The organism is Streptomyces sp. NBC_01803 (assembly GCF_035917415.1).
Classification (GTDB): Bacteria; Actinomycetota; Actinomycetes; order Streptomycetales; family Streptomycetaceae; genus Streptomyces.
The window spans coordinates 3,242,356-3,265,000 of record NZ_CP109073.1; the positions used below are offsets into that span (position 1 = coordinate 3,242,356).

The 22,645-nt window shown below is 74.3% G+C and carries 18 protein-coding genes and 1 tRNA gene; 8 read left to right on the plus strand and 11 right to left on the minus strand.

The genetic code is table 11. The features are described 5' to 3' along the window. Nucleotides 1-7: 7 nt before the first annotated feature. Genes OIE51_RS14590 through OIE51_RS14600 form a run of 3 tightly spaced genes read right to left on the minus strand, consistent with a single transcriptional unit; the run spans nt 8 to nt 2,834 of the window. Nucleotides 8-1,429 carry a PP2C family protein-serine/threonine phosphatase gene (locus OIE51_RS14590; protein WP_326598102.1) on the minus strand — a complete coding sequence of 474 codons (1,422 nt, stop codon included), beginning with the start codon at nt 1,427-1,429 and terminating at the stop codon, nt 8-10. A gap of 40 nt (nt 1,430-1,469) precedes the next feature. Beyond that, nucleotides 1,470-1,967: an FHA domain-containing protein FhaB/FipA gene (locus OIE51_RS14595; RefSeq protein WP_326598103.1), complete on the minus strand. Its 498-nt coding sequence runs from the start codon at nt 1,965-1,967 to the stop codon at nt 1,470-1,472. 9 nt (nt 1,968-1,976) lie between these two features. Continuing rightward, on the minus strand, nt 1,977-2,834 hold the full coding sequence (locus OIE51_RS14600; RefSeq protein ID WP_326598104.1) for a DUF3662 and FHA domain-containing protein: 858 nt from the start codon (nt 2,832-2,834) through the stop codon (nt 1,977-1,979). 300 nt (nt 2,835-3,134) lie between these two features. On the opposite strand from OIE51_RS14600, the gene OIE51_RS14605 reads away from it, so the two are divergent. The 4 genes from OIE51_RS14605 (at nt 3,135) to OIE51_RS14620 (ending at nt 6,785) form a co-directional block, all read left to right on the plus strand. Continuing rightward, nucleotides 3,135-3,221 (plus strand) — tRNA-Leu (locus OIE51_RS14605). Between the two features lie 234 nt (nt 3,222-3,455). Beyond that, nucleotides 3,456-4,619 (plus strand): glycosyltransferase, encoded by a 1,164-nt coding sequence (locus tag OIE51_RS14610; RefSeq protein ID WP_326598105.1) that lies wholly within the window; start codon nt 3,456-3,458, stop codon nt 4,617-4,619. A 289-nt stretch (nt 4,620-4,908) separates the two neighbouring features. After that, a complete protein-coding gene (locus OIE51_RS14615; RefSeq protein ID WP_326598106.1) occupies nt 4,909-5,694 on the plus strand; it encodes a polysaccharide deacetylase family protein in 786 nt (261 codons plus the stop codon). Then, a complete protein-coding gene (locus tag OIE51_RS14620; RefSeq protein WP_326598107.1) occupies nt 5,691-6,785 on the plus strand; it encodes a glycosyltransferase in 1,095 nt (364 codons plus the stop codon). Before OIE51_RS14615 ends, OIE51_RS14620 begins: the two co-directional genes overlap by 4 nt. 259 nt (nt 6,786-7,044) lie before the next feature. Here the strand turns inward: OIE51_RS14620 and OIE51_RS14625 are convergent, their stop codons facing one another. From OIE51_RS14625 to hisC, 6 genes are all read right to left on the minus strand, one after another. Further along, nucleotides 7,045-7,815 (minus strand): SDR family NAD(P)-dependent oxidoreductase, encoded by a 771-nt coding sequence (locus OIE51_RS14625; protein WP_326598108.1) that lies wholly within the window; start codon nt 7,813-7,815, stop codon nt 7,045-7,047. A 17-nt stretch (nt 7,816-7,832) separates the two neighbouring features. After that, complete coding sequence (locus OIE51_RS14630) at nt 7,833-9,398, minus strand: GAF domain-containing sensor histidine kinase (RefSeq protein WP_326598109.1); 1,566 nt, start codon at nt 9,396-9,398, stop codon at nt 7,833-7,835. A gap of 25 nt (nt 9,399-9,423) precedes the next feature. Beyond that, nucleotides 9,424-12,951: a thiol reductant ABC exporter subunit CydD gene (cydD, locus tag OIE51_RS14635; protein ID WP_326598110.1), complete on the minus strand. Its 3,528-nt coding sequence runs from the start codon at nt 12,949-12,951 to the stop codon at nt 9,424-9,426. Beyond that, entirely contained in the window at nt 12,948-13,943 is a 996-nt protein-coding gene (gene cydB, locus OIE51_RS14640) for a cytochrome d ubiquinol oxidase subunit II (protein ID WP_326598111.1), read from the minus strand. The genes cydD and cydB overlap by 4 nt, the downstream gene beginning before the upstream one ends. An 18-nt stretch (nt 13,944-13,961) precedes the next feature. Further along, nucleotides 13,962-15,476 carry a cytochrome ubiquinol oxidase subunit I gene (locus tag OIE51_RS14645; protein WP_326598112.1) on the minus strand — a complete coding sequence of 505 codons (1,515 nt, stop codon included), beginning with the start codon at nt 15,474-15,476 and terminating at the stop codon, nt 13,962-13,964. Nucleotides 15,477-15,599: 123 nt separating this feature from the next. Continuing rightward, the gene (gene hisC / locus OIE51_RS14650) at nt 15,600-16,730 is read right to left on the minus strand and encodes a histidinol-phosphate transaminase (RefSeq protein WP_326598113.1); all 1,131 of its coding nucleotides are present in this window, start codon (nt 16,728-16,730) and stop codon (nt 15,600-15,602) included. Between the two features lie 306 nt (nt 16,731-17,036). Between hisC and OIE51_RS14655 the strand changes: the two genes are divergently transcribed. The 3 genes from OIE51_RS14655 (at nt 17,037) to OIE51_RS14665 (ending at nt 20,214) form a co-directional block, all read left to right on the plus strand. Then, on the plus strand, nt 17,037-18,161 hold the full coding sequence (locus tag OIE51_RS14655) for a LacI family DNA-binding transcriptional regulator (RefSeq protein ID WP_326598114.1): 1,125 nt from the start codon (nt 17,037-17,039) through the stop codon (nt 18,159-18,161). A 179-nt stretch (nt 18,162-18,340) separates the two neighbouring features. Beyond that, nucleotides 18,341-19,378 (plus strand): metallophosphoesterase, encoded by a 1,038-nt coding sequence (locus OIE51_RS14660; RefSeq protein WP_326598115.1) that lies wholly within the window; start codon nt 18,341-18,343, stop codon nt 19,376-19,378. Between the two features lie 146 nt (nt 19,379-19,524). Next, nucleotides 19,525-20,214 (plus strand): hypothetical protein, encoded by a 690-nt coding sequence (locus OIE51_RS14665; RefSeq protein ID WP_326598116.1) that lies wholly within the window; start codon nt 19,525-19,527, stop codon nt 20,212-20,214. A 16-nt stretch (nt 20,215-20,230) separates the two neighbouring features. Here the strand turns inward: OIE51_RS14665 and OIE51_RS14670 are convergent, their stop codons facing one another. Then, complete coding sequence (locus OIE51_RS14670) at nt 20,231-20,401, minus strand: hypothetical protein (protein ID WP_326598117.1); 171 nt, start codon at nt 20,399-20,401, stop codon at nt 20,231-20,233. 283 nt (nt 20,402-20,684) lie between these two features. Further along, nucleotides 20,685-21,515 carry a Cof-type HAD-IIB family hydrolase gene (locus tag OIE51_RS14675; protein ID WP_326598118.1) on the minus strand — a complete coding sequence of 277 codons (831 nt, stop codon included), beginning with the start codon at nt 21,513-21,515 and terminating at the stop codon, nt 20,685-20,687. Nucleotides 21,516-21,644: 129 nt separating this feature from the next. On the opposite strand from OIE51_RS14675, the gene OIE51_RS14680 reads away from it, so the two are divergent. Further along, nucleotides 21,645-22,598 carry an LLM class flavin-dependent oxidoreductase gene (locus tag OIE51_RS14680; RefSeq protein ID WP_326598119.1) on the plus strand — a complete coding sequence of 318 codons (954 nt, stop codon included), beginning with the start codon at nt 21,645-21,647 and terminating at the stop codon, nt 22,596-22,598. The last annotated feature ends 47 nt before the right edge of the window (nt 22,599-22,645 follow it).

Below are 22,645 nucleotides of genomic sequence, written 5' to 3' on the forward strand. Positions count from 1 at the left end.
TTAAGGGTCAGCAGTCCCGGGCGAGTTCGCGCTGGCGCTCGGACAGGGACGGGGTCTGGGGGTCGGTGTCCGGGTTGGCCGCGTCCTTGCCGTCGCCCGGATCGCCCTGCTCGTTCTGCTCGTTGGCCCGCTCCTGCTCGGCGAGCAGCCGGCATGCCTCCGCCTGCGCGGCGAGCTCGGCGATGCGGGTCTCGGCCTCGCCGAGACTGCCGGTCGAGATGGACTCCTCGACCCGGCTGCGCTGGAACTCCGGCAGGTGGTCGAGCTGGATCTCCGGGTGGTCCTTCTCGACGCTGCTGAGGCTGAGGGGGCCGAGGTCCTGGCTGACGCCCTGGTAGAGCGCGACGTGGTCGCCGTTGGCCCCGATGTAGTACTGGCCCTGGGTCCAGCGGTATCCGGCGTAGAGGCCGCCGCCGACGACGATGAGCGCGAGCGCGATGAGAGCGGTGCTCTTCAGCGCGCGGCGGCCGGGGCGCGCGGGCAGGTAGTCCGCGTCGGTGAACGCGCCGAAGGCGCCGGTGGGCGGTCCGGCCACGCCGGACGCGGGGGCGCCGGGGGGCGTGGCCGGGGGGCGGCCGAGCTCGGCGGCGCGGGAGGCGGGGGTCTGCGGGATGTCGCCGGCGCTCTGGGCCTGGGCCTCGGCGACCGCGCCGACGATCTGCGGGGCGTCGTAGAGCTGGCGGGCGAGGGTGTCGCTCTCCTGGGTGTCGACGTCGAGGACGTCGGCGACGATGCACGTGATGTTGTCCGGGCCGCCGCCGCGCAGCGCGAGCTCGATCAGCTCGCGGACGGTGTCCTGGGGGGGTGCGAACGTGCTGAGGGCGTCCCGGAGGGTCTCGGCGCTGACGACGCCGGAGAGACCGTCGGAGCACAGCAGATACCGGTCGCCGGGCCGGACCTCGCGGATGGAGAGATCGGCCTCGATGTGGTCGGCGCTGCCGAGGGCCCGCATCAGCAGGGAGCGCTGGGGGTGGGTGGTGGCCTCTTCCTCGGTGATCCGGCCCTCGTCGACCAGCCGCTGCACCCAGGTGTGGTCCTGGGTGATCTGGAGCAGCTCGCCGCCGCGCAGCAGGTAGGCACGGGAGTCGCCGACGTGGACGAGGCCGAGGCGCTGGCCGGTCCACAGCAGGGCGGTGAGGGTGGTGCCCATGCCGTCCAGGCGTGGGTCCTCGGCGACCATGGAACGGAGCTGGTCGTTGGCGCGCTGCACGGAGACGTCGAGCGAGGTGAGGATGTCGGAGCCGGGGATGTCGTCGTCGAGCTGGACGAGGGTGGAGATGACCTCGGAGCTGGCGACTTCGCCCGCGGCCTGGCCGCCCATGCCGTCCGCGATGGCGAGGAGGCGGGGGCCGGCGTAGCCCGAGTCCTCGTTGTGGTCGCGGATCATGCCGGTGTGGGATCCGGCGGCGAATCTCAGTGACAGGCTCATGCGCGCCTTTCCCACCCTCCGGTCGTCATTGTGGTCGGCCCTACTTCCGCAGCTCGATGACGGTTTTGCCGATACGGATCGGCGTGCCGGGCGGGATGGGGACCGGGGTGGTCAGGCGGCCCCGGTCGAGGTAGGTGCCGTTCGTGGACCCGAGGTCCTCGACGATCCACTGGCCGTCACGGTCGGGGTAGATCCTCGCGTGCCGCCCTGAGGCGTAGTCGTCGTCCAGCACGATGGTCGAGTCGTGTGCCCGGCCGAGCGTAATGGTCTGGCCCTGGAGGGCGACAGTGGTTCCGGCGAGGGAACCCTCGGTGATCACCAGCTTGGTGGGGCCGCCGCGGCGCTGCCGGCCGCGCTGGGGCGGCTGTTGCGGGCGGCGCTGCGGCTGGGGCGCGGCCTCGGGGCGGCGGGCGACGGCGCGCTGGGTGACCCGGGTGCCGAACAGGTCGCTGCGGATCACCTGGACGGCCACGATGACGAACAGCCACAGGACGGCCAGAAAGCCCAGCCTCATGACCGTCAGGGTCAGCTCTGACATTGCCCCCGCTTACCCTTCGGCTTGCCGGTAGATGACTGTGGTGCTGCCCACGACGACGCGTGAGCCGTCGCGGAGCGTAGCGCGTTTGGTGTGCTGTCCGTCCACCACGATGCCGTTGGTGGAGCCCAGGTCCCGGATGGTGGCCGGGTCGGTGGCCTGGATCTCGCAGTGCCGGCGGGAGACTCCGGGGTCGTCGATGCGCACGTCGGCCTCGGTGCTGCGGCCGATGACGAGGCTGGTGCGGGAGATCTGGTGGCGGGTGCCGTTGATCTCGATCCAGCGCCGGACGCGGCTGTGGCCCGGGTGCCCGAAGGGGGCGGCGGGCGGCTGCTGTGCGCGCGGTGGTCCGGGCGCTGGACCCGGCGGCGGCGCGTATCCGGCGCCCGGCGGCGCGGGCGGCGGGGACGGCGGGCGGCCGGGGTACCCCGGCGCGACCGTCGGCGGCGGTCCCTGCGGGGGCGGGGCGCCGTGCGGCGGCGGGGCCGCGGAGGAGGAGGCGGCCAGGGTGCGGCTGCGCACCCGGTACAGGCCGGTGTCGAGGGCGTCCGACTTCTCCAGGTGGACCTGGATCTCTCCCATGAAGGTGTACCGCTGCTGCTTCGCGTACTCCTTGACCATGCCGGCGAGCTCGTCCCCGAGCTGGCCGGCGTAGGGGGAGAGCCGCTGGAAGTCGCCTGCGCTGAGCTCGACGATGAAGTCGTTGGGCACGACGGTGCGTTCGCGGTTCCAGATCGTCGCGTTGTTGTCACACTCGCGCTGGAGCGCGCCGGCGATCTCCACCGGCTGGACCTCGGACTTGAAGACTTTGGCGAAGGTGCCGTTGACGAGGCCCTCCAGCCGCTGCTCGAAGCGCTTCAGTACTCCCATGTGCACCTCCTTCTCCGATGTCCGGGCGCGGCTGAAGTGGTAGGGCTTACTGATCGTATCCACGCCCGAGACGATCAGGTGGTTCCCCTCCGGGTACCCGTCTTCCCCCGGATCGTAGGGGGGAGCTTGGAACAGTGTCGCGCATGTGCGGAGGGAATGCGGAGGGGATGGGGGGGAGCGTGCGGGGGGGCCCGCGATACGCGGGCGAGGGCACGCTTCGGGGCGTGTTAGCCTTTTGGTGTCGGTGGCCCTCCGCCCGGACAGGACAGTCCGGCGGGCCAGGTCTTCGGCGACACCCATGCGCGGGTGGCGGAATAGGCAGACGCGCTGGATTCAGGTTCCAGTGCCCGAAAGGGCGTGGGGGTTCAACTCCCCCCTCGCGCACCAGAGAAGACCCCTGTTGATCAGGGGTCTTTCTGTTGTCGCCGGGTAGTGGTGAGTCTCCCTCCCCTTGTATACCGCTTATATGTAAATCACAGAATGCATTTTTGTGCCTGGTGTGCGCGGTTATGCGTGATTTCCCATTTGATTTCTGTCATGGTTTTCCCGCCTGTCGGAAAGTCCGCCTGGAGGGTGAGTCATGCACCGTCTGACCTGCGGTGACGCACGCGAGGACCAGGCGTGCTGACCGTATTGCACCTCGTCCAGCCGGTCGATGGAGGCGTCGCTCAGGTCGTCACCGATCTGGTGCGGGCACAGACCGGCGGGGGAATGCGCGCCGTCGTGGCGTGCCCGCCGGGCGGCGGGCTGGGGAAATCGGCCGCCGCCGCCGGGGCGCGCGTCCGGCTGTGGCTCGCGGAACGCGGGGCCGGGCCGAACCTGCCGTGGGAGATCGCGTGCGCGGCCCGGATCGCGCGCCGCGACCGGCCCGACGTGGTGCACCTGCACAGTGCCAAGGCCGGGCTCGCCGGGCGGCTCGCGCTGCGCGGGCGGCTGCCCACCGTATTTCAGCCGCACGCCTGGTCGTTCGAGGCCGCGAACGGTCCCGTTGCCCAACTCGCGCTGCGCTGGGAGAGGTTCGCCACACAGTGGGCCGACCGTGTGCTGTGCGTCAGCGAAGCGGAACGGCTGCGCGGGCGCGCGGCGGGCCTGGACGCCCGGTGGGAGGTGATCGCCAACGGCGTTGATCTCGAACGGTTCCCCGTCGCGGACGGCGTCGCCCGCCGCCAGGCGCGCGCCGCGCTCGCCACTGTGCACGCCCTGCCGCAACGGGCTCCGCTCGTCGTCTGCGCGGGCCGGCTCTGCCCGCAGAAGGGACAGGACGTGCTGCTGCGCGCCTGGCCCTCCGTCGCCGCCCGGGTCCCCGGCGCCCGGCTCGCCCTTGTCGGCGACGGACCCGACCGCGCGGCGCTGCGCTCCGCCGCCGGGCCCGGGGTCCTCTTCGCCGGGCACACCGACGAGATCCGGCCCTGGTACGCCGCCGCCGACGTCGTGGTCCTGCCGTCCCGCTGGGAGGCGATGGCCCTGGCTCCCCTGGAGGCGATGGCCGTCGGCCGCCCGGTGGTGCTCACGGACGTCGGCGGCGCCCGCGAGAGCCTGCCGCCGGGGCAGGCCCCGTACTGCCTCGTGCCGCCCGGCGACCCGGCCGCCCTCGCCCACGCCCTGACCGCGCTGCTGGCCGAGCCCGCCCGCCGCCGGGCGCTGGGTCGGCAGGCCGCGCAGCACACCAGGGGCTCCCACGACGTGCGGCGTACCGCCGCCGCGTACGCCCGGCTCTACCGGCGTCTGGTGGACGGGGAGCCGGGCGAACCGGCGCCCGAGGCGAGGGAGCTCAGCAGGCCATGAGCACGGAAGGCATGACCGGCACGACTCGTGCGGCATCCGGGCGGCGGCGGCCGGGGTCGCGCGCGGCGGGGCGCTGATGGCGCTCGTCCAGCTCCCGGTGGGCGCGCCGGCCGCTCCCCTGCCCGCCCTCGCCTCGGCTGCCTGCTCGTCCCCGCCGTCTTCGCCGCGTGCGCCGTGGCGCTGCGGGTGCCGGAGGCGTCGCCGCTCACGTCGGCCGCGTCGGCCCCGTCGGCCGCGTCGGCCCTCCGCGGCCTGCCAGCCCTGTCCGCCCTCAAGGAAAGGCTCGACCATGCGCGTTGCCGCTGACCCCGCCGCCGGACCCGGCCTCAGCCCGATGTGGCTGCTGATGTACCACTCCGTCTCCTACACCACCCCCGACCCCAACCGGATCACCGTCACGCCCGACCGGCTGCACCGGCAGCTCGCGTGGCTGCGCCGCAACCGGCTGCGCGGTGTGTCCGTGGGCGAGCTGCTGCGGGCCAGGGCCGCCGGGCGCGCGGGTCGCATGGTCGGGCTGACCTTCGACGACGGCTACCGCGACTTCCTCGACACGGCCGTCCCGCTGCTGCGCGGACACGGCTGCACGGCCACCGTGTTCTGTCTGCCCGGCCGGCTGCACGGCAGCAACGCCTGGGACACGGAGGGCCCGCGCAAGCGGCTGCTGAACGCCGACGGCATCCGGGCCGTCGCGGCGGCCGGGATGGAGATCGGCTCGCACGGGCTGCTGCATCAGTCGCTGCCCGGACTCGACGCGGACGCGCTGGAGCGGGAGATCGCGCGCAGCCGTGAACTGCTGGCGGAGATCACCGGCGGGCCGGTGCGGGGCTTCTGCTACCCGTACGGCGCGGTGGACCAGCGGGCGATCGACGCCGTGCGGGCGGCGGGCTACGCCTACGCCTGCGCGGTCGACCCCGGCCGGCTGACCGGGCAGTTCGCGCTGCCGCGCGTCCACGTCGGCGAGCGGGACAACGCGGCGCGGCTGCGGCTGAAGCGGCTGCTGCACCCCAGGCGCCGCCGCCCGCTGCCGCCGCTGCCCGCCCCCGCCGAGTCGGCCTGGTCGAACGAGGCGTCATGAGAAAAGCGCTGCACGTCATCACTGGACTCGGACTCGGACTCGGCGGCGCGGAGCGGCAGTTGCGGGCGCTGCTGCGACGGCTGCCGCTCGCCTGCGATGTGGTCACCCTCACCCATCCCGGCTCCGTCGCCCGCGAACTGCGGGCCGACGGGGTGCGGGTCGCGCACCTCGCCATGGCGGGCAACCGCGATGTGGGCGCGCTCCCCCGGCTGGCGCGGCTGATCCGCGACGGGCGGTACGACGTCGTCCACACCCACCTGTACCGGGCCTGCGTCTACGGCCGTGTCGCCGCCCGCATGGCCGGGGTGCGGGCCGTGGTGGCGACCGAGCACTCGCTCGGCGCGCACCGCATGGAGGGACGCCCGCTGACGCCGGGCACGCGGGCGCTGTATCTGGCGACGGAACGGCTGGGCGCGGCGACCGTGGCCGTCTCCGCGACCGTGGCGGGGCGGCTGCGCGCGTGGGGCGTGCCGGACCGGCGTATCCATCTGGTGCCGAACGGGATCGAGTCGGCCCGTTACCGCTACGACCCCCTCGCGCGCGCCGCCGTCCGGGCCCGGCTCGGGGTGCCCGCCGACGCCGTGGTGGTGGGCGGGGTGGGGCGGCTGGTGCCGGACAAGCGGTTCGACGTGGTGGTGCGGGCCGTGGCCCGGCTGCCGGAGAACGTGTGGCTGGTGCTGGCCGGTGCGGGTCCGGAACGGGCCGCGCTGGGCGGGCTGGCCGGGCGGCTCGGGCTCACTCGGCGGCTGGTTCTGACCGGCGGCTGCCCGGACGTTCCCGGGCTGCTGTCGGCGTTCGACCTGTTCGTCTCGGCGTCGGCGGAGGAGACGTTCGGGCTCGCCGTGCTGGAGGCGCTGGCCGCCGGACTGCCGGTGCTGCACGTCACGTGTCCGGCCGTCGACGAGCTGCCGCGCCGCGAGGCGCCGGGCGCGCGGCGGGTGGGGGCGGGGGCGGCGGAGCTGGCGGATGCGCTGCGGGCCGAGTTGGCGCTGGGCGTGCGGCGGCTGCCGGTGCCGGAGGCGGTGCGCCGGTACGACATCGACCGGGCGGCGGACCGGCTGATGGCCGTCTATGAGGGGGTGTGCCGGTGAGGGGGCTGGTGTGGTGGCGGCCGTCGGCGCTGTGCCCTGCTGCTGGGCATGGTCGGCGGGGCCGGGTACGCGCTGTTGGCCGACCGGTAGTAGGCGGCGAGCGGCCAGGTGCTGGTGACACGGGTGGCGGGCGCGGACCCGGCCGACGCCGTGGGGCCGGCGCGGGCGCTGGGGCGGGTGGCGACGGGTGAGGCGGTGCTCGGCACGGCGGTCGCCGACGCGGGGGTGCCGCCGGGACGCTGCGGGCGCGGGGACCGGCTCAGTGGCCGCGTTCCGCGCCCCCGTTGACCTGGATGGTCTGGGAGGTGATGTGGCTCGCGGCGTGGGAGGCCAGCCAGCGGAGGGTCTCGGCCACGTCGCCGGGGGTGCCGGCGCGGGCGTTGAGGGTTTCGGCGACGCGGGCCTCGCGGCGTTCGGGGGGCATGGCCGGGCCGAAGAACTCGGTCTCCTCGATATAGCCGGGTGCCACCACGTTGACGGTGACGCCACGGGGGCCGAGGGCGCGGGCGAGGTCGAAGGCGTAGGGGTGCAGGGCGGCCTTGCTCGCCGCGTAGGCGCCCGAGCCGGAGCCCCGGTAGGCGGCGATCGAGCTGAGGAAGAGCACCCGGCCGCCGGGGGAGGCGAGGCGGTCGCGGAGCGCCTCGGTGAGGAGGACGGCGGTGAGGGTGTTGATCCGGAAGGCGACCGTCCAGTGGTGGGCGGCGGCGGCGAGCGGGTCGCCGGTGTCGTCGGCGTCGTCGGCGTCGTCCGGGCGGGGTTCGAGGAGGCCGCTGCCGCCCGCGCTGTGCACGAGGACGTCGACCGTGCCGAAGCGTTCCGCGACGAACCGGGCCACGCGCGCGGCCTCGGCCGGGTCCGTGAGGTCGGCCGGGAGGGCGACGGCGTTCCCCACGCTCGCGGCGGCCCGTTCGACCACTTCGGCGCGGCGGCCGATGAGAACGGACGTGTCGCCGTCCCGCGCGAAGGCCCGTGCCGTCGCGAGGCCGATGCCGGTGCCGCCGCCACTGATGATCACTGTGCGTCCCGCCATGCCCGGACCGTACCCCGTCACCGGGGCACTTGCCAGGTCACCCGGGTCCCCGTGCCGCCGGGTCCGGGGCCGATGTCGGCCGAGCCGCCGAGCGCCTCGGCGCGCCGGGCGAGGTTGCGCAGACCGCTGCGGCGGGCCCGGTCGGCCGGGACGCCGACGCCGTCGTCCGTGACGGTCAGCCGCACCGCGTCCCCGGACGCCGCGTCGACCGTCACCTCGACGCGGGAGGCGCGGGCGTGCCGGGCGGCGTTGGAGAGGGCCTCGCGCAGCGCGGCGACCAGGTCGCGGGCGACGCCCTCGCCGATCAGCGCGTCCACCGGGCCGGTGAAGGACACGGACGGGCTGAAGCCGAGGGTCTGGGCGGCGGTCCCGGTCTCCCGCAGGACGCGGGTGCGCAGCGACGTGGGCGCCTCGTCGGGCTGCTGCTGGAGGGCGAAGATCGCGGTGCGGATCTCCTGGATGGTCGCGTCGAGCTCGCGCGTCGCGGTGTCGATGCGGTCGCGCACGTCGTCCGGGGGGTCGGCGCGGCGGGCGCTCTCCAGGGTCATGCCGACCGCGAACAGCCGCTGGATGACGAGGTCGTGCAGGTCTCGGGCGATGCGGTCGCGGTCCTCCAGGACGGCGAGCTGCTCGCGGTCGCGCCGGGCCCGGCCGACGACGAGGGCGAGCGCGGCCTGTTGGGCGAACTGGGTGGCCAGGGCGCGCTCGGGCACCGTGTAGGGCGCGGCGCCCGGCGGGCGGGCGAGGGAGAGGGCGCCGAGCGGGGTGCCGTCGGCGGCCAGCGGCAGCAGCATGCTCGGGCCCTGCCCCTGGGCGAGCCCGGTGACGAGCCGGGGGTCGGCGGCCGGATCGTCGACGAAGACCGGCTCGCCGTCCAGCACCCGGCGGGCGGCGGGGCTGTCGGCGGGGACGGTGCTGCCCAGCAGTCGGGCGGCCTCGGCGGCGGGGACCGAGGAGGCGGCGACGACTTCGAGGTCGCCGCCGGGGGCGGGTTCGAGGACGGTGCTGGTGACGGCCTCGGCGAGCCGTCGGGCCTGCTCGGCGACCACGGCGAGGGTGTTGTCCTCGTCGGCGGAGAGCAGCGCGGTGGACAGCTCCAGGCTGCCGTCCATCCAGCGGGCCTGCTGGCGGACGGCCTCGTGCAGGCGGGCGTTGCCGATGGCGATGCCCGCCTCGGTGGCGAGGATGCGCAGCATCTGGCGGTCCTCGTCGGTGAAATCCCCGTCGGCGCCCGTGCCCGTGCCGGTGCCGTCGGTCCTGGCGGTCACCTGGAGGACGCCGAACCGGACGCCGTGCACCGGGACCGGCACCAGGAGGGTGCCGGCGGTCTGTCCCGGGGGGCCATGCCGGGTGCCGTCGAGCAGCATGCGGATCAGCGGGCCGTCGCCGTCCGGCACGGGGTCGCGCCCCTCCCTGACGAGTCGGCCGACGCCGTCGCCGTCCTCGTTGAGCACGGCGAGCGCGGCGTAACGGGCTCTGGCCAGCTCGGCGGCGGTCCGCACGATCCGCTCCAGCACGGCCTCCGGCGCGATGTCGCCGCCGATGGCCTCCATCGCCCGGAGCAGCCGTGGCATCTGCCGCATGCCTGTGAGCGTAGTCACGTCCGCCTCATGGCGACAGTCGGTGCGCGGCGAGGGTCGGTGCGCGCTCGCGGTCCAGCAGGGCGCGGAACGGGCCGTCGGCGGCGGCCAGCTCCGGGTAGGTGCCGCGCTGCACGGTCCGGCCGGCGTCCAGGACCAGGATCTCGTCCACGGCGTCGAGGCCGGTCATCCGGTGGGTGATCAGCACGGTGGTCCGGCCCTCGGTGGCGGCGAGGAGGTCGGCGATGAGCGCGTCGGCGGTCGGCAGGTCGAGGTGTTCGGCGGGCTCGTCGAGGATCAGCACGGGGAAGTCGGCCAGCAGCGCGCGGGCCAGCGCGAGGCGCTGGCGCTGGCCGCCGGAGAGGCGCGCGCCGTGCTCGCCGACCGGGGTGTCGAGTCCGTGTGGCAGGTCGTTCACCCAGTCGAGCAGCCGGGCGGCGGCGAGGGCGGCGCGGAGGGTGTCGTCGTCGGCGCCGGGCGCGGCGAGGCGCAGGTTCTCGCGGAGGGTGCTGTCGAACAGGTGCGCGTCCTGAGCGCACAGGCCCACGTGGCGGCGGACGGTGTCCCCGTCCAGCGCGGTCGCGTCGGTGCCGCCGAGGCGGTAGCTCCCGGCGGTGGGGTCCAGGAAGCGCAACAGGCAGTGGGCAAGGGTGGTCTTCCCGGCGCCGGACGGGCCGACGACCGCGATCCGGCGGCCGGGGGTGAGGTCGAGATCGAGGCCGCGCAGCGCGGGCGCCTGAGGCCGGGCGCCGGGGTGGTGCGCGGTCAGGCCGCGCACGGTCAGCGGGAACGGGGTGGTGGGCGCGGGGGCCGGATGCTCCGGCTCGCGGACGGGCTCGGGGGCGTCGACGACGTCCCGCACCCGTTCGGCCGCGCGCCGCGCGCGCTGCCGGTGCTGGACGGCGAGGGGCAGCCCGGCGACCGCCTCGAACGCGGCGAGCGGCACGAGGACGACCGTGGCCAGCCAGACGCCGTCGAGGCGGCCGTCGGCGGCGGCGGGGACGCCCACCCGGGCGGCGGCGGTGACGGTGAGCCCGGTGATCAGGGCCATCAGACCGCTGCCCAGCGCGGTGACGGAGGCGGACCGGGCGGCGAGCGCGGTGAGGCGGGCGTCGGCGGCTCGGACGGCGGCGTGGCGGGCGGGGAGGGCGCCGGCGACGGTGAGCTCGGCGGTGCCGGTCAGCAGTTCGACCGTGCGGGTGGCCAGCTCGCCGCGCGCGGGGGCGAGCCGCCGCTCGGTGCGCCGCGCGACGGCGGCGGCCAGGGCCGGGACCCCCACCCCGGCGGCGAGCAGACCGGCGCCGAGCGCGGCGCCCGCGCCGGGCAGCAGCAGGCCGGTGAACGCGACGGCCGCCGCGCCCACGGTCGCCGCGGCGACGGCGGGCAGCAGCCAGCGCAGGAAGTAGTCCTGGAGGGCGTCGACATCGGCGACCACCCGGGAGAGCAGATCGCCGCGCCGGGCCCGGCCGAGCCCGGCCGGGGCGAGGCGCTCCAGCCGCCGGTAGACGCCGACGCGCAGGTCGGCCAGGACGCGGAGCACGGCGTCATGGCTGACGAGCCGCTCGGCATACCGGAAGACGGCCCGCCCGATACCGAACGCGCGGGTCGCGGTGACGGCGACCATCAGGTAGAGCACGGGCGGCTGTTGGGCGGCCCGCGAGATGAGCCAGCCCGAGGTGGCCATCAGGCCCACGACGCTCCCCAGCGCGGCGGCCCCCAGCAGCGCGGCGAGCGCGAACCGACCCTTGCGTGCCGAGCCCGCGGCGCGGACCCAGGCGAGGGCGTCGGCGGTGCGCGGGGCCGCGCCCTCGGCGGAGGCGGGGGCCGGGGCCGGGGCCGGGGCCGAGGCGTCGGGCCCGGGGGTGGGGGCGGCAGCCGGGGCCGGGACATTCGGCCGGTCGGGTGGCGCCGTCACCTGTTCGGCCGCCCCAGCCGGGCTTGGTTCCACGTGAAACCCCACCCCGGCCGGGCTTGGTTCCACGTGAAACATGCGGTCGGCCGCGGCCAGCAGGGCGGGGCGGTGCGTCACCAGGAGGGCCGTGCGGCCGGTGGTCAGGCGGTGGATCGCCTCGACCACCTCGGCCTCGGTCGTGCCGTCGAGGGCCGCCGTCGGTTCGTCCAGCAGGAGGATCGGGCGGTCGGCCAGGAAGGCCCGGGCCAGTGCCACCCGCTGGCGCTGGCCCGCCGACAGGCCGGTGCCGCCTTCGCCCAGCCGCCGGTCCGGGTCGAGATCGGCCGCCGCCGCGTCACGCAGCGCCTGGCCGACCGCCTCGTCGTCGGCGTCGGGGCGGGCCAGGCGGACGTTGTCCGCGATCGTGCCCGCGAAGAGGTGGGGGTGTTGGGGGACCCAGGCGAGGTGGCGGTGCCAGGCGGCCGGGTCCAGGTCGGCCAGGTCCCGGCCGCCGATCAGGACGCGGCCGGAGGTGGGGCGGACCAGGCCGAGCAGGGCGGCGAGCAGGGTGGACTTGCCGCTGCCGGAGGGGCCGGTCAGCGCGACCGTCTCGCCGGGGGCGACGGTCAGGGTGGTCTCGGACAGGGCGGGGGCGGCGCGGTCCCTGTGGCGCACCACCACGCGGTCGAATGCCAGTGCGGGTGAGGCGGGGACCGGGGCCGTGCCCCGGGCCGGGGGCTCGGTCTCCAGAACGGCGAAGACCTCGGCCGCGGCCGACAGGCCCTCCTGGGCCGCGTGGAACTGGGTGCCGACCTGCCGCAGCGGCAGATACGCCTCGGGCGCGAGGATCAGGACGACCAGACCGGTGTAGAGATCGAGGTCGCCGTGGACCAGGCGCATGCCGATGCCGACCGCCACCAGCGCCACCGAGATCGTGGCCAGCAGCTCCAGCGCGAACGACGACAGGAACGCGATCCGCAACGTGCGCAGGGTGCCGCGCCGGTGGTCTTCGGTGATGGCACGGATGTTCTCGGCCTGGGCTTTGGCTCGGCCGAAGACCTTGAGCGTGGCCAGCCCGGAGACCACGTCCAGGAAGTGCCCGGAGAGCCGGGCGAGCCGCCGCCACTGCCGGTCCGTGTGGGACTGGGTGGCCCAGCCGATCAGCGCCATGAACAGCGGGATCAGCGGCAGGGTGACCGCGATGGTGGCGGCGGAGATCCAGTCGTCGGTGACGATCCGGGCCAGGACGGCGACGGGCACCACGGCGGCGAGGCCGAGCTGCGGCAGATACCGCGCGAAGTACCCCTCCAGCGCGTCCACGCCCCGGGTGGCCAGGGTCGTCAGCTCGCCGGTCGGGCGCCCGCCGAGCCACGCCGGGCCGAGCCGGGTGGCGTGGCGAAGCAGCCGGACGCGCAGCTCGGAGATGACGGCGGCGCCGGTGCGGTGGGCGGCCCGCTGGCTGAGATGGGCGACCAGGCCGCGCCCGGCCGCCGTGGCGGCGAGCACGGGCAGCGGCGCGAGCGAGACCTCGGTCACGGCCGTGGCGATCAGCACGGCCTGCGCGATGACCAGGCAGGCGTCGGCCAGGCCCAGGGCCACGGTGGCGGCGAGGAAGCCGCGCGTGGCCCGGGCGTGACGCAGGAGACGCGGATCGACCGGCCTCATGACGCGATGTGCTGGGTGCCGATGCGCTTGCGGAACACCCAGTAGGTCCAGCCCTGGTAGACCAGCACCAGCGGCGTGGCCAGGACGGCGCACCAGGTCATGATGCGCAGCGTGTACGGGGTGGAGGCCGCGTTGTCGACGGTCAGACTCCACTCGCCGGCGAGCGAGGACGGCATCACGTCGGGGAACAGCGCCAGGAAGAGCGTCGCGACGACGGCCGCCACCGCCGTGCCGGAGAGGGCGAACGCCCAGCCCTCGCGGCCTCGCGCGTTCGCGGCGAGCGCGCCGAGCAGGGCCGCGACCGCGGCGGCCAGCGCGACGAGGCTGCGCCCGTTGCCGCTCTCCGCCTGCGTCCACAGCAGGAACGCGGTGCCGAGCACGCCGGCCGCGACGCCGAGGCCGCCCGCCGCCCGGCGGGCCCGGACGCGGATGTCGCCGACCGTCTTCAGCGCCGTGAACACCGCGCCGTGGAAGGTGAACAGCACCAGTGTGACCACGCCGCCGAGCAGGGCGTGCGGGTTGAGCAGGTCGAGCACGCCGCCCGCGTACTCGTGGTCCGCGCCGATCGGGACGCCGCGCACGATGTTGGCGAAGGCGACGCCCCACAGAAAGGCGACGAGCACGGAGCACCAGAAGATGGCGTTCTCCCAGTTCCGCTGCCAGCGTTCCTCGGTCCGCTTGGCCCGGTACTCGAAGGCGAGGCCGCGCACGATCAGACAGACCAGGATCAGCAGCAGCGGCAGGTAGAAGCCGGAGAAGAGGGTGGCGTACCAGTCGGGGAAGGCGGCGAACGTGGCGCCGGCCGCCGAGAGCAGCCAGACCTCGTTGCCGTCCCAGACCGGGCCGATCGTGTTGATCAGCACCCGGCGCTCGGCGCGGTCGCGGGCCAGGGTGCCGGTCAGCACGCCGACGCCGAAGTCGAAGCCCTCCAGGAAGAAGTAGCCGGTCCACAGCACCGCGATGATGAGGAACCAGAGGTCGGGAAGATGCATCGCTCGCTCCTCGCGCCGTCAGTAGGAGAAGGCCATCGGCCGGTCGGAGTCCGTCCCGGGACCGTCGCCGCCGATCCGGGTCGGCGGGTTCAGGTCGGACTCGGTCAGCTCGGGCGGCCCGGCCTTGATGTACTTGACCATCAGCCGCGCCTCGATCACGGCGAGGGCGCCGTACAGCGAGGTGAAGACGAGCAGCGAGGTGATGACCTCGCCCTGCGAGACACCGGGGGACACGGCCGCCGAGGTGCGCAGCAGGCCGTAGACCGCCCAGGGCTGGCGGCCGGTCTCGGTGAAGATCCAGCCCCAGGCGTTCGCGACGAGCGGGAAGAGCATGGTGAGCAGCGCCGCCCGCCAGCACCAGGTGGTCAGGACCGGGCCGAGCTCGTGGTCGCGGGTGAGGGCCAGGCGCGGCCGCTCGTCGGGGCCGGTGCGCAGCGCGGGCGCGAGCCACAGGCGGCGCCGGGTGAGCCAGAGCCCGGCCGCGCCCAGGGTCGCCGAGGCCATGCCGAAGCCGATCATCCACCGGAAGCTCCAGTAGGCGAGCGGGATGTTGGGCCGGTAGTCGCCGGGGCCGTACTGCTCCTGGAGCGCCTCGTTCATGTCGTTGATGCCGGGCACGGCTTCGGAGAAGTTGTCGTGGGCGAGGAAGGAGAGCAGGCCGGGGACCTCGATGGCCACGGTGTTGTGGCCCTGCTCGACGTCGCCGACGGCGAAGAGGGAGAACGGCGCGGGTGCCTCGGTCTCCCACAGGGCCTCGGCGGAGGCCATCTTCATCGGCTGCTGTTCGTACATGATCTTGCCGAGCCGGTCGCCGGTGAACGCGGTGAGCAGGCCGGCGACGACCATCGTGATCAGGCCCACCCGCAGCGAGGTCCGCATGACGGCGATGTGCCGGCGGCGCAGCAGGTGGTAGGCGGCGACGCCGACCATGAAAGCGCCACCGGTCAGGAAGGCGGCGGTGATGGTGTGGCAGAACTGGGCGACGGCCGTGTTCTGCGTCAGCACCCGGAGGAAGTCGGTGAGCTCGGCCCGGCCGGTCTCCTCGTTGATCCGGTAGCCGACCGGATGCTGCATCCAGGAGTTGGCGGCCAGGATGAAGTAGGCCGACAGGACCGTGCCGGCGGCGACGGTCCAGATGGTGGCGAGGTGCAGCCTGGGCGGCAGCTTGTCCCAGCCGAAGATCCACAGGCCGATGAAGGTGGACTCGAAGAAGAAGGCGATCAGCGCCTCGAAGGCCAGCGGAGCGCCGAAGACGTCACCGACGAAGCGGGAGTAGTCCGACCAGTTCATGCCGAACTGGAACTCCTGGACGATGCCGGTGACCACGCCCATCGCGATGTTGATCAGGAAGAGCTTTCCCCAGAACTTGGTGGCCCGGAGGTACTTCTCGTCTCCGGTGCGGACCCACGCCGTCTGGAGACCGGCGGTCAGGGAGGCCAGGGATATCGTCAGGGGAACGAAAAGGAAGTGGTAGACGGTGGTGATGCCGAACTGCCACCGCGCCAGGGTTTCCGGAGCGAGCGCGAGGTCCACGGTTTTTCTCTCTTCTCCGCGGGTGGTGCCGAGCGAGCTTGTGAACGTATTCACATTCACAAGCCATTATGACCCACGCCCCCACCCGACCCGTGGGCGGGGTGGGGAGCCAGGAGAAATCCCCTACCGGCCCTCGCGGAAGGCGGCGGCCACCCGCAGCAGGACGTCGTTCGCCTCCGGCTCGGCGACCGTGACCCGGACACCCTCCCCCGCGAACGGCCGGACCGTCACGCCCTCTCGCTCGCACGCCGTCGCGAACGCCGCCGCGTCCTCCCCCAGCCGCAGCCACACGAAGTTCCCCTGCGACCGCGGCACCGTCCACCCGCGCTCCGCCAACCCGGCCGTCACCCGCGCCCGCTCGGCCACCAGCGTGTCCACCCGCTCCAGCAGCGCCGCCTCCGCGCCCAGCGACGCGACCGCCGCGTCCTGCGCGATCTGGCTCACCCCGAACGGCACCGCCGTCTTGCGCAGCGCGGCGGCCACGGGCTCGTGCGCCACGGCGAAGCCGACCCGCAGCCCGGCCAGGCCGTACGCCTTGGAGAAGGTGCGCAGCACACACACGTTGGGCCGCTCCCGGTACAGCTCCACGCCGTCGGGCACCTCGCCGTCGCGCACGAACTCCCGGTACGCCTCGTCCAGCACCACCAGCACGTCCGAGGGCACCCGGTCCAGGAACCTCTCCAGCTCGGCCCGCCGGATCGCGGTGCCGGTCGGGTTGTTGGGGTTGCAGACGAAGATCAGCCGGGTCCGCTCGGTGACCGCGTCGGCCATCGCCGGCAGGTCGTGCTCCTCGCTCGCCGTCAGCGGCACGCGCACCGAGGTGGCGCCGGAGACCTGGGTGATGATCGGATACGCCTCGAACGACCGCCAGGCGTACATCACCTCGTCGCCCGGCCCGGACGTGGCCTGGAGGAGCTGCTGGGCGACCCCGGCCGAGCCGGTGCCGACCGCGAGGTGGCTCACCGGCACCGCGAAGTGCTCGGAGAGCGCGGCGAGCAGTCCGGAACAGGCCATGTCCGGGTAGCGGTTGAGCGAGCCCGCGGCGGCGACGGCCGACTCCAGGACCCCGGGGAGCGGAGGATATGGGTTCTCGTTCGAGGACAGCTTGAAGGATCCCGGACCCTCGGCGGCCGGGCGGCCCGGCGCGTAGGCGGGGATGCCCTCCAGCACGGCGCGCAGCCGGGGACCGCCGGCCGGGGCGGTGGCCTGGGCAGTGGGCTGGGCGGGGACGGGGTGCTGAGAAGATGCGCTCATTTCGCACACCCTAGAAGCAACGCGCGAGCCGGGCGTAACCCCGGGGCGTGGCGGCTCGCATTAGGTGGCGCACGCCCCTGGCGGGCGCCCTGGCGCGCTACCCCCGTGGGGGTGAGGACGCGCCCGTTGAATTCGGTGCGGCCCTGCGCGGCAGGCGCTCGTGCATCGCTTCTGTGCCGGGTCCACGGCCCCGATCGCCTTCCAAACCATGGCCCGACGGCCCGCCGACCATGCAAAAACGTACTCCCACCGGAGCGTCCGGAAGCCGCCCTAGGTACGCCCGGCCGGGCCTACGATCAGGTCGCCATGACAGCAGCGAAGCATCAGGTGACCCGGACTTCCGGTCGCCGAACTAGCGGGCGGGCCGGCATCCGGGATGTCGCCGCGGCTGCCGGTGTCTCGATCACGACTGTCTCCGACGCGCTCAACGGCAAGGGGCGGCTGCCGGAAGCCACCCGCCGCCATGTCCGCACCGTCGCCGACCGCCTGGGCTACCGACCCTCCGCCGCCGCCCGAACCCTGCGCACCGGCAAGTCCGGGCTGATCGGCCTGACGGTGACGACCTACGGCGAAGAACCGTTCACCTTCACCGAGTTCGCCTACTTCGCGGAGATGGCCCGGGCCGCCACCTCCGCCGCCCTGGCCCGGGGCTACGCACTGGTCATCCTGCCCGCCGCCTCCCAGCACCGCGACTTCGACGTCTGGTCGAACGTCGCCCTCGACGGCACCGTCGTCATCGATCCCGCCGACAACGACCCGGTCGTCACCGAGCTGGTCCGCCAGGGCATTCCCGTGGTCTCCGACGGCAGGCCGGGCGGCAGTCTGCCCGTCACCGCCTGGGTGGACAACGATCACGAGGCCGCCGTCACCGGACTGCTCGACCATCTCGCCGCCGCCGGCGCCCGCCGCATCGGACTGCTGACCGGCACCAGCACCGATACGTACACCCGCCTGTCCACCACCGCCTACCTCAACTGGTGCGAGCGCGCCGGCCAGCACCCGGTCTACGAGGCGTACCCGGCGCACGACCCGTGCGCCAGCGCCGTCGCCGCCGACCGGCTGCTGGCCCGCCCCGACCGGCCCGACGCGGTCTACGGGCTCTTCGACCCCAACGGCACCGACCTGCTGGCCGCCGCCCGCCGCTACGGCCTGCGCGTCCCCGACGACCTGCTCGTCGTCTGTTGCAGCGAGTCCAGCGTCTACGCCACCACCGAGCCGCCCATCACCACCCTCTCCCTCAAGCCGGGCCGCATCGGCACCACCGTGATCCAGCTCCTCATCGACGCCATCGAGGGGCCCCCCGGCAGGCCGCAGGGTCAGCAGGTGATGCCCACCGAGCTCATCGTCCGCGCCTCTTCGCACCGCCCGCCGCACGTCCGTGCACCCGCCACGGTGTCGGCTCCGCGTACCCCCCCTGCCACTGACCAGTAGGTTCGGGTAGACAGGTAGGCGGCAGCCGAAGGCAGTGCCGCCTGGGCCGGAAGTGAAAGTCAGGCCCCGGATGCCTCACAACCGGGCGCCGGGATTCCTATGATGGGCGAATGGCACGGCGATCCCGCCCGTCGGGCAGGTCGCAGAGCTGAAGGCGGCGCGTAGTGGTGGAGGGGTCGATGACTCAGGGGGCCGGTCAGGGACCGGACGTATGGCACGGCGCGCAGCCGGGCGTGCCCGCCCCAGGCGCGCCCGCTCCGCAGGCGCCGGACGTCTACTCTCCGACATTGCCGGACCTGCCGATGCCGACCGTCCCGCCCCCGCCTCCGTCCCCGCCGCCGGTCCCGGCGCCCGGGGACGCCGGCGCCGCGCTCGACGGAACGGGCCCGCTCTACGTCGTCGGTGACGTGCACGGATATCTGGACGAGCTGCGCTCCGCCCTGCGCGAGGCCGGTCTGACCGACGAGAACGACGGCTGGGCCGCGGGCACCGCCCGGCTGTGGTTCCTCGGGGACTTCACGGACCGGGGCCCGGACGGGGTCGGCGTGCTCGACCTGGTGATGCGGCTGTCCGCGGAGGCCGCCGCCGCCGGCGGGTACTGCAAGGCACTGCTCGGCAATCACGAGCTGCTGCTGATCGGCGCGAGCCGGTTCACCGACACCCCGGTGGACTCCGCCGCGGGCACCGCCTCCTTCCAGGCGGCCTGGCTGCTCAACGGCGGCCAGCGCAGCGACATGGAGCGCTTGCGGGATCACCACATCCAGTGGATGTCCCGGCTGGACTCGATGGCCCTGGCCGACGGCCATCTGCTGCTGCACTCCGACACCACCGCGTACCTCGACTACGGCAGCACGATCGACGACGTCAACGACTCGATCTGGCAGGCCCTCCAGCGCAACGACGTGGAGGTGACCTGGGATCTCTTCCGCAAGTTCACCAAGCGTTTCGCCTTCCGCGACGGGGAGACCGGCCCGCTGGCGGTGCGGGAGCTGCTCGACACCTACGGCGGCAAGCGTGTCGTGCACGGCCACAGCCCGATCCCGTACCTCACCGGGGAGAACGGCGCGGACGCCGACGCGGCGGGCGGCTCCGGGGCGGACGCCGCGCCGCGCGTGGACGGGCCGCACGTGTACGCCGATTCGCTCGCCATCGCGATGGACGGCGGTGTCACCATGGCCGGGAAGCTGTTGGTGGCCCGGCTGCCGCTGCCCGAATGACGCGAACCGCTGTCGGGTGTCGGGTGTCGGGTGTCGGGTCGACAGATTCCGGTAATTCCCTGTCATAAAACGCGGATGCGTCCTACCATCGGGGTCCGCTCATCACCTGGTTGCCGTTGAAGGCTCTGGGGACTGGGGAAACGCTTATGAACAGCCCTGATGGTTTGGTCGGCTTGGCCGCCGAGGACCGTGCCGAAGTCGAGCGGATCCTCGACGAGACCCTGCTGACCGTCCGGCTCACGTCGGGTGTCGACCGTTCCGACATCGACCGCCTCCGCGCGCTGGCCCTCGGCGCGCTGCCCACGATCGCCTCCGCCGCCGACGCCGAGTACCGGCGGTACGCCTGGCTGCGGGAGGAGTCCCGCGCCGGGCGGCCCCGGGAGGCGGACGGCGCCGGAGCCGCGACCGTCGTCTTCGTGCTGGTGCCGGTGCTGGCCGCGATCGCCGCCGTCGTCTTCCTGCTGCTCGGCTACGTGCTGGGCGTGACCGGATCCGAGCCCACGATCGCCCAGCCGATGCGGCAGGCGGGCTGGGTGTTCGCCGCGGTGGCCGGGGCGGGCGCGGTGTTCGCCGCCGCCGGTCTGGTGGTGGCTGCCGTCCGCAACGGCGCGTCCACCGTGCCCGTGCCCACGGACGAGCCGGCCCGCGCTCGCGAGGAGTGGCACCGCGCGCTGCACGACCGGGGGATCGCGCCGTTCCTGCGCGAGCACGCCGCCCGAGTGCCCGAGGGGCGGCGCGCGGGCGCGTCGCGGACCGGGTTCTCCAGCCCGCGCTTCAGCAGCCCGCGCTTCTCCAGCCCGGCCGAGGGGGGCGCCGACCGCGACGCGCGCCGTTAGGGCCTGGGGCCCGTCGTCACGAAGGCCGCCCTGACTTCGACGCCGGGCACGCACGCTCGCCGCGTCGCCGCCGCCCCCGGTCCTCCCGGTCCTCCCGGTCCTCCCGGTCCTCCCGGTCCTCCCGGTCCTCCTGGGCACGCGGGGAGAGCGTCTGTTCGCCGTCACGGACGACCGTGGACTTTCTCACCAGCGGATCCACCTGGGCCGCGGAGCTGCCCGTGTTGCCTGAGCGCTCATGCCCGCTCCGGAGGGCGGGCTTCGTGGCTGCCGCAGCCGGCACCCCGATCACGTCCCCGACCTTGCGGAAATCGGTCCGCTAGCCGGGGCTACCAGGGTGTTGGTGTGCCCACGGCCCCCAGACTCCGTCCGGGTGACCCCACGCGTCCGAGGACGATCCCGCGCCTTCCGATCGCACGCACCAGACGCCGTGGGCGGCCGGATACCCCTGTGAAGACGGCCTCCGGAACACCCTAGAACCGGTCCGCCAGCAGCTCCTCGATGACGGCGGCGACGCCGTCCTCCTCGTTGGACGCGGCGTGCCGGGGGATCGCGGCGAGGACCGCCGGGTGGGCGTTGGCCATGGCGTACGCGGTGCCCGCCCACCGGAGCATCTCCAGGTCGTTGGGCATGTCCCCGAACGCCACCACCTCGTCCGGCCGGATGCCGTACCGGCGGCAGCGGGCGGCCAGGGTGCGGGCCTTGGTGACGCCGGGCGCGCTGATCTCCAGCAGTGCCGTCGGGCTGGACCGGGTGAACTCGCCGTGTTCGCCTGCCACTTCGCGCCCCAGAGCCAGGAACTCGTCGGGGTCCATGGCGTGGTGGTGGGCGAGCAGCTTCAGGATCGGCAGGCCGCGGAGCGCCGGGCCGGGCTCCAGCAGCTTCTCCACGGGCGCGACGACCGCTATCGGCTCGAAGCCGGCCGGCGGGTATCCCGGCTCGTGGTGGAAGCCGGCGGTCCGCTCGACCGCGAAGCTCACGCCGGGCGCGACCCGGCGCAGCGCGTGCACGATGGCCAGCGCGTTCTCCCGCAGCAGCGGGCGGGTCTCGATCAGCTCGCCGCCGCGGTGCAGGTCGACCACGGCCGCGCCGTTGCCGCAGATGGCCAGGCCGTGGCCGTGCACGTGTTCCCGGACGACCGCCATCCAGCGGGCCGGGCGGCCGGTCACGAAGATCACCTGGAGGCCGGCGGCCTCGGCCGCCGCGAGGGCGGCCACGGTGCGCGGCGACACCGTCGCGCCGGAGCGCAGCAGTGTGCCGTCGAGGTCGGTCGCGATCAAACGCGGCGGGGGGAGCGGGGCCACGATCAGTCAGCATAGGTCCGCGCGCACACCAGTGCGGGGGCGCACCCGGACGGGAGCACTCCGCCGGTTCCCGGCCGCTTCCGCCGAAGCGGTCCAAATGCGCCGGGATTGGGCTTACCCTTTCTGCCCATGGCTGTTTCTCCCGAGCTGCCGCTGCGGCTGTCCACCGTGATCCTTCCCGTCCACCGCTGGGCGGAGGGCGGCCGGAGAATCTGGCGGCAGGCCGAGGAGCTCGGTTTCCACGCGGCCTACACCTACGACCACCTCACCTGGCGAAGCTTCCGCGACCAGACGTGGTTCGGCGCGGTCCCCACCCTGACGGCCGCCGCGGCGGTGACCGAGCGGATCAGGCTCGGCACCCTGGTCACCTCGCCCAACTTCCGGCACCCGGTGACCCTGGCCAAGGAGCTGATCACGCTGGACGACGTGTCCGGCGGGCGCGTCACGCTGGGCATCGGCTCCGGCGGCACCGGCTTCGACGCGACGGCGCTGGGCAACGAGGTCTGGCCGCCGCGCGAACGGGCCGACCGCTTCGAGGAGTTCGTGCGGCTGCTGGACCGGCTGCTGAGTGAGGGCGGCGCCCCGACCGGGGTGGGGGCGGGCGGCGTGTCGTATCAGGGCGAGTTCTACTCGGCGCACGAGGTCCGCAACATCCCCGGCTGTGCGCAGCGCCCCCGGCTGCCGTTCGCCGTGGCCGCCACCGGGCGGCGCGGGATGCGGCTGGCCGCCCGGCACGGGCAGGCGTGGGTGACGACCGGCGACCCGGCGACGTTCGACGGGACCGCCGCCGACTTCCTGGTCGGGCTGGCGCGGCAGACCGAGCGGCTGGACAGCGTGTGCGAGGAGGCCGGCCGCGAGCCGGGCGGCCTCGGGCGCATCCTGCTCGACTCCAGCCTGACGCCGGAGGGCGTCTCCCCGCTGGCCTCGGTCGCCGCGTTCGTGGACTACGCCGGATCGGTCGCGGCGCTGGGCTTCACCGAGCTGGTGCTGCACTGGCCGATCCCGGACTCGGTCTTCGCGGCGGACCAGGACGTCTTCGAGCGGATCGTGACCGAGGGCCTTCCCCAGCTCGCGCGGCCCTGACTCCGGCGTCCGCGTCCCCTTAGGGGAACGCCGGCCACCTCGCTACC